The organism is uncultured Rikenella sp. (assembly GCF_910577125.1).
In the GTDB taxonomy this organism is placed as follows: Bacteria; Bacteroidota; Bacteroidia; order Bacteroidales; family Rikenellaceae; genus Rikenella.
In genome coordinates, this window is sequence record NZ_CAJTMN010000112.1 from 1 (window position 1) to 6044 (window position 6044).

Annotated in this window: 4 protein-coding genes; all 4 read right to left on the bottom strand. The window is 59.4% G+C overall.

The annotated features are described in order from the left end of the window. Positions 1–452 precede the first annotated feature (452 nt). The gene (locus QZ292_RS09180; RefSeq protein ID WP_294600822.1) at positions 453–1031 is read right to left on the bottom strand and encodes a hypothetical protein; all 579 of its coding nucleotides are present in this window, start codon (positions 1029–1031) and stop codon (positions 453–455) included. Between the two features lie 86 nt (positions 1032–1117). Then, entirely contained in the window at positions 1118–2098 is a 981-nt protein-coding gene (locus QZ292_RS09185; RefSeq protein ID WP_294600824.1) for a DUF4435 domain-containing protein, read from the bottom strand. A gap of 39 nt (positions 2099–2137) precedes the next feature. Then, positions 2138–3994, bottom strand: coding sequence for a GNAT family N-acyltransferase (locus tag QZ292_RS09190; RefSeq protein WP_294600826.1), 1857 nt, complete (start codon positions 3992–3994; stop codon positions 2138–2140). A 57-nt stretch (positions 3995–4051) separates the two neighbouring features. Beyond that, positions 4052–5935: a tRNA uridine-5-carboxymethylaminomethyl(34) synthesis enzyme MnmG gene (mnmG, locus tag QZ292_RS09195; RefSeq protein WP_294600828.1), complete on the bottom strand. Its 1884-nt coding sequence runs from the start codon at positions 5933–5935 to the stop codon at positions 4052–4054. Between the last annotated feature and the right edge of the window lie 109 nt (positions 5936–6044).

Below are 6044 nucleotides of genomic sequence, written 5' to 3' on the forward strand. Positions count from 1 at the left end.
GCGCGCCTTGGGAAATCTTGTCAAAATGTGCCGACACATTTTGACGATTTCCCTCCTTAGGCGTGGCGCGCGGTGCCTGCGGGCACTCCGACAGGGCAGCCTCTACCCTAACAGGATAGAACTGCCCTCGGGCCGGGCAGGCCCCACGTCCCGTGGACGGGCGAAACTTGCGTTTCGCTGCGGCAGCCTCTACCCAATTCTCTTTTCGCGCGCCTTGGGAAATCTTGTCAAAATGTGCCGACACATTTTGACGATTTCCCTTCTAAGGCGTGGCGCGCGGTGCCTTCGAACACTCCGAAATGGCAGCCTCTACCCTAACAGGATAGAACTGCCCTCGGGCCGGGCAGGCCCCACGTCCCGTGGACGGGAAATGCTCACGCATTTCCACTGGCCGCCTCTACCCCAATAACGCTACGACAACCGCCCCCAACGCGCTGCGCACAGCAGCCCCGTCACTTCACATGCCACGAACCGCGCGCCTTGACGAACGTCCGTTTGTCCTTGTACTCCCGACCCTGCTGAAACCCCTTGCAAACCCCGAACGGCGTAATGTCCCGCTCTTCGAACGTAAACGTGCACTCGACGATCCCCTCCTCCGACAACGTACGGAACTCGTCGATCCGCACCGGAGCCATCCGGCAGACCGGCACATACGCCTCCCGCTCCGTCGAGCGGCTCCCGTCCACCATCGTCCGGGTCTTTTCCGACAACCGCACGTCGATCACCGTCCGCCACGTATTCCGATCCGCCACCGTCACCTCCGCCAGCCCCGCATCGATCAACGGCCCGTAATGTTTCCGGATATATCCTTTGGAATCTTTGTGATTGTCGCCCGTCAGCACCACCTCGCCGATCCGCATCGGCGCATAGTACGGCATACGGAACTCCGCCTGCGCCGCAATCTGCTCCAGCGCCCCCTCCGATGTCAACTCGCCCGAACACGAAACCAGCCCTCCCCAACAAACGGCCCAAACCAAAAACTGCCGGACACCGCGTCCTGCGAATCGATTAATTCTCTTTAAACCAAACATTTAAACTCCTTTCCGCTTTAAATCCATCCCCCTCCGCCTTCCTGTGCAAGGTTCACAAGATAGCTATTTTTTCGAATAAACACCGCTCAGCTCTCCAAGATTCGGATAATATCCTCACGCAATTTGGCGAATAACGGACAAGCCCGATATCCCGTATTGCTCTTCAGCAACTCGTCCACGTCCGAGAGCACATTGTTATACGAGCTCAACTCGTTGTTCAGCGGCAACCCCTGCCGCGAGCTGCCCAATATCTGCCTCACAGCCATCTTCCTCAAGGCATTGCAAACCGTCCCCACGAGCGTAGCCACCACATTGTCCAGCAGCGTATGCCCCTGCATGTAGAGGTGCGTCTCCTCCGGCACCACCCCCCGGCTTCGGAGATAAGCGTCGAATTTCTCCACCTCGGCCACATGCTGTTTATGCTTGGAGCGCAACATGCGGAGTCGTTTTTCCACCTGTTTTTCCAGCCACTCCAGCGTATCCTCGCCATTGTCCTCGACATTGACGAAGTTGATCTTCACGGCATTCCGGAAATCGGCCAGCGTGAAGATCGTGGGTCGATCCACCCGGGCGGCATAGGCATACCACAGAAAGACGGGGTAAATGATCCGCGAATATTCGGCCATGAACTCTTCGAATTCGAAGATATGGGTATCGCGCTTGGTCGCCCGCACGCAGACGGAGTGCAGCGAAGGCGGATAACAGAGGTAGTTTTCGATGGCGTAAGTATAGGTCTGCAACAGATACGGCGTCTGATTCACCTGCTTCGACCGTTCGCAGAGCTCTCCGAAGAGGTAGTCGAAATCGGAATCGACACAGAGAATCAGGTGTTTACCCGCCTGCGGAATGAATTGCATCACGACCTTCTTCCCCTTCGCCAGGTCATTCCGAGCAGGCGTCGAGATTTCGAACCGGCGCTCCGGTGTCTCGAACTCATCGAAAATAGCCCGCCAGAAGGGGATATCGTCATACCCTTCGACATAGACCATCACCCGGTTCCGTTTATGCAGCATCGATGAAGCCGCCAGATACTCGGAGGTGATATTTTGCACCAATCTTTTTCCCATAATGTTCCACGTGAAACATCGAATTTCGTTCTCCCCCCTCTACAACTGCGTGTTTCCCGCCTCCCGGAAGCGCTCGTAGACCTTCTCGCCCGGAAACTCGCGAGCCACCATATCCACCTTATCCGGCGGCACATCGCACAAATCGAGGATCAACATCGCATCCAGCGCGTCGCCGAACAGCGGATCCACGTTGAACCCCATCACCCGTCCTCCGAGCTGGAGGTATTTCTTCATCAGCACCGGCATCCCCTGCCCTGTCGGTTCGACATCCCGGATCAGCTTGTCGATCTCCTCGTCCGACCGAATCCCCCGGATCAGCGCCGCCTCGACCACCGGCCGCCCCAGCGCCCTCACCCCGTTCCGGGGCACCACATACTTCGCCAGCTCCGCATTCCAGTGGTTCGCCCGGATATAGTCGATCAACAGCCACTTCGCCGCCATCGAATAGCCTCCCGACATGCTCACCGGCCCGAGCAGATAGCGATACGAAGCGTTCCGCATCAACACCTGCAGAATCCCGCGCCACAACAGCAGCAAGGTCTGCGACCGCCGCTGATACTCCTGCACCACGAACGAACGCCCCAGCTCGATCGACTGTCTCAACACGTCATGCAGGTGGTGCGAGAACTCGAACGACCGATAGGTATAAAATCCCTCGAATCCCCTCCGGTCCAGCAACACATCGCCGAATCCGATGCGATAGGCCCCCGTGATCGTCCGGTGCTCCGCGTCCCAGACAAAAAGATGCCGATACAGTTCGTCGTGCGCATCGCCCCCCACCGGCCGCAGCTCCTCCCCATCCGCTTTCCGTCCGTCGGCCTCGCGCAGGCGGACGATCTCGCGCATCGTCAGCGGAATATCGTCCGCCGAGGCGCAAAACAAGCACATATCCCCCACCCGGATCCACATACACCGCGCCGCAATCCGATCGAGCTCCGCCCCCAGCTCCGCAGGATCCGCCGCTCCGGCGACTCCGCCGCCCTCCGGCTTTCGCACCCGCCGCCCCCGCTTCTTTTTTCTCATCTTGAGCCGCGCCAGTGCCTCGCGGCGACGCTCCTCCTCCAGCTCCTCCCGCATCGCCGCCTCGTCCACCAGCACAGCCCGCAGCGAATAGACATTCGCCCGCAGGAAATCGCCGACCGCCTTCAGGTCGCCCATCTCGCGCAACCTCCGCGCCGCTACCGCCGAACCGAGAACCACCGCCACCGACCGGCTCCGCTTATTGGTCAGCTCCAACGGCAGGCGCATCGTCTGCAACATCGGGTGCACCTTTCCCAGCAGATGGAAAATCAGGCTGTTACGTCCGTCGATATAGGCCGGCAGAACCGGCACCCCCGCCTGGCGGATAAATTTGATCATCGACAGCGCCCACGGTTTGTCCTCTACCTTTGTAAATCCTTTCTGAAAAGTAGAGACCTCTCCCGCCGGAAAAATCACCAATGGTGCCCCGCTGCGCAAGTGCTCGACCGCCCGCCTCACCTGCGAGAAATTCCGTCCTTTTTTCGCTTCGAACGGGTCGATCGGCAGAAAAAAGTCCCGCAGCGTATCGATCCGGCTCAGCAGAAAATTGCCCAGGAACTTGACATCGGGCCTCACCCGCGCCACCAGTGCCATAAGCAGCAGCCCGTCCAGCGCGCCGTACGGCTGATTCGCCACAAGGATGAAAGGCCCCTTCGCAGGTATCCACTCCAGCCGTTGCTCGTCCGCCTCGATCGTCACCCCGAGCCGTTCGAGAATCTCCCGAGCGAACTCCACCCCCGTTTTGTCCGCCGCAGCGCCGTACAGATCGTTGATTTTATTGATTCCCAGCATCGACCGGGCGATCTTCACGATCGCCTTGTTCAACACCGTCGTATAGGGAATCCCGAGGTCGGAATTTTCCACCAGTTTCTTCATATCTCGATCATTTTCAATTTTTTACGGGCCGTTCGTTCCACGTGGAACACCGCCCTCCTATCGCCCGAAATAGACAAGCAGCACGTTGATATCCGCCGGCGAAACCCCCGGAATCCGCGAAGCCTGCGCAATGGTCAGCGGCCGTATCCGCGTCAGCTTCTGCCGCGCCTCGATCGACACGGAACCCAACGCATTGAAATCGAAATCGGCCGGAATCCGAATCCCTTCGAGCCGCTTCATCTTCTCGGCCACCATCCGCTCCCGTTCGATATACCCGGCGTATTTCACGCCGATCTCCACCGCCAGCACCTCCTCTTTGCTCGCCCCGATCTCCTGCAGATAGCCGGCAAAAAGAGGCAAAGCCCCGGCCAGCCCCGACAGCGAGACCCCTGTCCGCAACAACAGCTCGGCGAGCCGTTTCCGCTGCGTAATCGGCGACTCGACGACCGAGCACAGATAACCGTTCACCTCTTCCGGTGCCGCGGTCATTTCGCTCAAACACTGCTCCACAGCCGCGATCCGCCCCTCCGAAGCCTCGAAAGCCGCCCACCGCTCGTCCGAAACCAGCCCGATTTTCCGTCCCAGCGGCGTCAACCGCCGGTCTGCATTATCCTGCCGCAACAGAATCCGATACTCCGCCCGGCTGGTGAACATCCGATACGGCTCATCCACCCCCTTGGTCACCAGATCATCGATCAACACCCCGATATAGGCCTCATCCCTTCCTAACACGAACGGCTCCTCACCCCGCAACGCCAACACCGCATTGATCCCCGCCATCAGCCCCTGCGCCGCCGCCTCCTCGTAGCCCGTCGTCCCGTTGATCTGTCCGGCGAAATACAGACCCGCCACCCGTTTGGTTTCGAGCGTATGCCGCAGCTGCGTCGGCGGGAAGTAGTCGTATTCGATGGCATACCCCGGCCGATAGATCTGCACGTGCTCCAGCCCCTCGATCCGCTGCAACGCCTCGACCTGCACCTCCCACGGCAGGGAAGACGAAAAGCCGTTCAAATAATATTCGTTCGTCGACCTCCCCTCCGGTTCGAGAAACAACTGGTGCTGCTCCTTGTCGGCAAACGTCCGGAGCTTGTCCTCTATGCTCGGACAATACCTCGGCCCGCGCCCCCGGATCACGCCTGTGAAGAGCGGCGAACGGTCGAATCCCGACCGCAGCACGTCATGCACCTCCGGCGACGTATATACCAGATAACAAGGCAATTGTCGTTCGGTTTCGACCGGCCGCACGGAAGGCAGAAAAGAGAATTTCTCCGGCTCCGCATCTCCGTACTGAGCCTCGATGCGATCGAAATCGATGGTTCTCGCATCCAGCCTGGCCGGCGTCCCGGTCTTCATCCGATCCGCCTCGAATCCCAGCTCCTGCAACTGCTCCGTAAGCCCGTGGCTGGACATATCGGCCGATCGCCCTCCCGGAGCCTGCGCCGTCCCCACGTGCATCAGACCGTTCAGAAAGGTACCGTTGGTCAGGATCACCGCCCGCGCCCTAAAGCGTACCCCGAGCTGGGTAACCACCCCCTCTACCCTGCTCCGATCCTCCGAAACGAGCAACCCCGTCACACTGTCCTGCCACATATAGAGCCCCTCTGTCCCGTCCAGCACCCGCCGCCACTCCTGTGAGAAGGCATATTTGTCGCACTGCGCCCGCGGACTCCACATCGCCGCCCCCTTCGACCGGTTGAGCATCCGGAATTGCAGGGTCGTTCTATCGGTCACGATCCCCATCTGCCCTCCGAGCGCATCGATCTCGCGCACGATCTGTCCCTTCGCCACCCCTCCGACGGCCGGATTGCACGACATCTGGGCCACTTTGCCCATATCCATCGTCACGAGCAGCGTCTGTGCTCCCATCCGAGCCGCTGCCGCCGCCGCCTCGCATCCCGCGTGCCCGGCTCCGACCACAATTATATCGTATTCGAATCGCATATTTTCCTCCTTAACTAAAACCCTACTTTAATTTATATATACTGTTCTTTGCGTCGGACGGAACCGTACCTTTTCTGAAGAAAAGGTACCCAAAAGACTTTTAGATAGC